The sequence below is a fragment of the Hymenobacter profundi genome (assembly GCF_019334315.1).
Taxonomy (GTDB): domain Bacteria; phylum Bacteroidota; class Bacteroidia; order Cytophagales; family Hymenobacteraceae; genus Hymenobacter; species Hymenobacter profundi.
On the sequence record NZ_JAHWGL010000185.1, the window covers coordinates 1 to 3,341 of the forward strand.

2 protein-coding genes are annotated in these 3,341 nt (G+C 56.5%); both read right to left on the reverse strand.

All coding sequences use genetic code 11. The annotated features are described in order from the left end of the window. Window positions 1-176: 176 nt before the first annotated feature. Window positions 177-1,760: a bacillithiol biosynthesis cysteine-adding enzyme BshC gene (bshC, locus tag KYK14_RS21710; protein ID WP_219161744.1), complete on the reverse strand. Its 1,584-nt coding sequence runs from the start codon at window positions 1,758-1,760 to the stop codon at window positions 177-179. Window positions 1,761-1,935: 175 nt separating this feature from the next. Next, on the reverse strand, window positions 1,936-3,249 hold the full coding sequence (gene rimO, locus KYK14_RS21715; protein WP_185281707.1) for a 30S ribosomal protein S12 methylthiotransferase RimO: 1,314 nt from the start codon (window positions 3,247-3,249) through the stop codon (window positions 1,936-1,938). Window positions 3,250-3,341: the final 92 nt, after the last annotated feature.

Below are 3,341 nucleotides of genomic sequence, written 5' to 3' on the forward strand. Positions count from 1 at the left end.
AAGGCACGACGCGCGGCTGAGGCGGTGCGGCGAAGTTCGGCTTTCAGCATATGCGAGGCGATAGGGTAGGGGCAGCTTGCGGCCGCCTGTTGTTAGCAGGCACAACATTGAAATAGAAAAGGCTCCTTCAAAATCAGATGGTGCAATAAGCGGTTACGAGCTGCCCCTACCTCATTCTACTCTTCTTCCAGCACCGTAAACTCCAGCGCCAGCGGCTCAAACGTATCAAGGAGTTGCTGTAAAAAGTTTGGGTTGTTGATGTAGACGCTCAGCACGTTGTCGGTACGCTCCTGCATGCCGCCGTCGGGGAAGAGCTTGTCTTTGAGGCCGCTGAGTTGAGAATAAGACGTTTCGTGCCTGGCTTCGGCGGCTTTCGAGAGGCGCTTTTCTAGCCCCGCCACGCTGCCGGCCACCTTGCTACCCTCGGCGGCCACGGCTTTCACCAGGGTAGGATCGAGGCGCTCGGCCAGTGCTTTTATCTGCTTAAACGCTTCCTCTAATGTATGCTGCTGCTCGGACAGACTCACTTCTTCTTGCCCCAAAGCAGCGCCCACCTGCTTCTTCAGCTCGGGTAGGGGCTGAAAGATATCCGTAGCCGTAAGGCCCAGTTTGCGCAGCTTGCCCGCATTAGATTTGCTGATATACAGCCCCGAGTTGCGCAGCAGCACAATCGGGAAAGGCACCTGATACTCGGCAAATACTTGTTTTAATTGAAACCAGTAGGCCACCTCCGCGCCACCGCCAATGTAGCACAGGTTGGGCAGCAAGATTTCCTGATACAGAGGCCGCAACACCACGTTTGGGCTGAACCGCTCCGGTTGTTGGCGTGCCAGGTCGAGTAGTTCTTCCTGGCTATAACAGAGGTCGGCGTTCAGTACGGCCACACAGCCGCGGGCCTCGTCGGCCTCCAGTCGTTCACGCTTACCAGTATCTGTTATGTAAAACAGGTTGAGCGGCCGCGAATACACCTGCGGGGAATACCCGGCAGCTTCCAGATCGGCATTGGTGGCCTGCACGGCGCGGTGTGAGGCTTGCGCCTGAATTTCCTTTTCTATCACCGGTACCAATGCCTGCTTCAGCGCGGGCGTGTCGGCATCCATGCTCACCAAGCCAAACTCACCAAACAGCGCGTGCGTGAGGCGACGCGTGGCCTCGGTGAGGGTAGAGGCTTGCTCGTAAGCCTCCCGGAAGAGGGCGGGTACGTCGGCCGGCAGCTGGTCGAGGAACTGCTCCGGCAGCCCTTCCAGGCTCAAGCGTCCTACCGGGCCGCCGGTTTCGGAGGCTTGCCAGGAGTACGTATTGCCAAACAGCTGAAAATGATTGATTTCAGCAAAATCGTGGTCCTCCGTGGCCATCCAGTATACCGGCACAAAATCGTATTGCGGGTACTGCTCTTTCAGCTGTCGGCTCAGCTTAACGGCCGTGATAATCTTGTAGATGAAGTACAGCGGCCCGGTCATCAGGTTGAGCTGGTGACCGGTGGTGATGGTGAACGTGGTGTCTTTTGCCAGTAAGTCAATACTAGCCTGCACTGCTGGATGTATCTCCAGGCCGGTGTATTGCTCTCGCAAGGTCTCCACTAGCCGTTGCCGGGCTTCGGGCGAATAGGCTGCCTGCTTTTCTTTTAGTTGCGCCGCAAAGTTCTCCAGGGTCGGGAAACGGTGGTAGAACGCTTGCAAGGTAGACTCCTGGTTCAGGTAGTCTGTAAGTAATGACGAGAAAGCACCGGTAGCAGCGTACGAAAGCGTGTGGACAGGCATAATGACGAATGAGGGCGGGCGCAAGTTTGAGAAAAAAGGTGACCTGCCATAAAGCGGCCAACACACCTGCATCTGCCTCTAACCCGTAAGTAGGGTAGGAGTTTTGAGAAGGGCATAAAAAAGCCGCTCGGCGCGTTGGCCGAGCGGCAAATATTTCCTGGGAGCAGAGTGTCTGCTACACCAACTGGCCGTACAAGTCAAAGTCCGATGCCTCGTTGATACGCACGTGGGCAAAGTCGCCCAAGCGTACATGGGTATCGGGGGTGGCGGGCACCAGCACCTCGTTGTCTACCTCGGGCGAGTCGTACTGGGTGCGGCCCACAAAGTAGCCGCTCTCCTTGCGGTCAAACAACACCTTATAGGTCTGGCCCACCTTCTGCTCATTCAGCTCCAGCGAAATGCCCTGTTGCAGCTCCATAATCTGGTCGGCTCGGTCCTGCTTCGTCTCGGCAGGCACGTTGTCTTCCAGCGTATAAGCGTGGGTGCTTTCCTCGTGCGAGTAAGTGAAGATGCCCAAGCGGTCAAACTTGGTATCGGCTACCCACTGATACAGTTCCTCGAAATCCTGCTGGGTCTCGCCGGGGTGGCCGGCAATGAGGGTAGTGCGCAGGGCAATGTCCGGCACGCGCTGGCGCATGGTGTCCACCAGCTCAATGGTGCGGCGCTTGCTGATGCCACGGCGCATGGTTTTCAGCATATTATCCGAAATATGCTGCAAGGGCATATCCAGGTACTTGCAGATGTTGTCGCGCTCAGCCATCACCGTCAGAGCCTCCATTGGAAACTGCGAAGGGTAGGCGTACTGCATCCGAATCCACTCAATGCCCTCCACATCGGAGAGGTGGCGCAGCAGGTCGGGCAGCTTCCGCTCGCCGTAGGCTTGCAGGCCGTAGTAGGTCAGGTCTTGGGCAATGAGAATCAGTTCCTTAGTGCCCATGCTAGCCAGACGCTTGGCCTCGCGCACTAGGTCTTCAATAGATCGGTCAGTGTGCTTGCCGCGCATCAATGGGATGGCGCAGAACGAGCACGGCCGGTTGCAGCCTTCGGCAATTTTGAAGTAGGCGTAGTGCGACGGTGTGGTAATCAACCGCTCGCCTACTAGCTCGTGCTGATAGTTGGCTTCCAGCTTCTTCATCAGCTGGGGCATTTCCAGCGTGCCGAAGTAGGCATCCACTTGCGGAATCTCTACCTCCAGCTCGTCTTTGTAGCGCTGCGAGAGGCAGCCCATCACGTAGAGCTTATCCAGGCGGCCGGCCTCCTTCTCGTCGGCATAGCGCAGAATGGTATCGATGCTTTCCTGCTTGGCATTATCGATGAAGCCGCAGGTGTTCACAATCACGATGTTGGCGTCGTTGGTTTCCGCCTCGTGCGTCACATCAAACTGGTTGGCGCGCAACTGTCCCATCAGCACCTCCGAATCGACCAGATTCTTGGAGCAGCCCAGGGTAATCACGTTGACCTTATTGGCTTTTTGGCCTCTTACTTTCATGCTTACTTGATATTGCGATTTGTCATCCTGAGCGGAGCGAAGGACCTTCTCACGTTGAACGATTGTCGTTGTTACGCCAGTTGTGCAACGTG

What these genes read in the sequence shown, in the direction of transcription:
- rimO (WP_185281707.1), bottom strand. Translation starts at nt 3,249, where the DNA reads ATGAAAGTAAGAGGCCAAAAAGCCAATAAGGTCAACGTGATTACCCTG.
- bshC (WP_219161744.1), bottom strand. Translation starts at nt 1,760, where the DNA reads ATGCCTGTCCACACGCTTTCGTACGCTGCTACCGGTGCTTTCTCGTCA.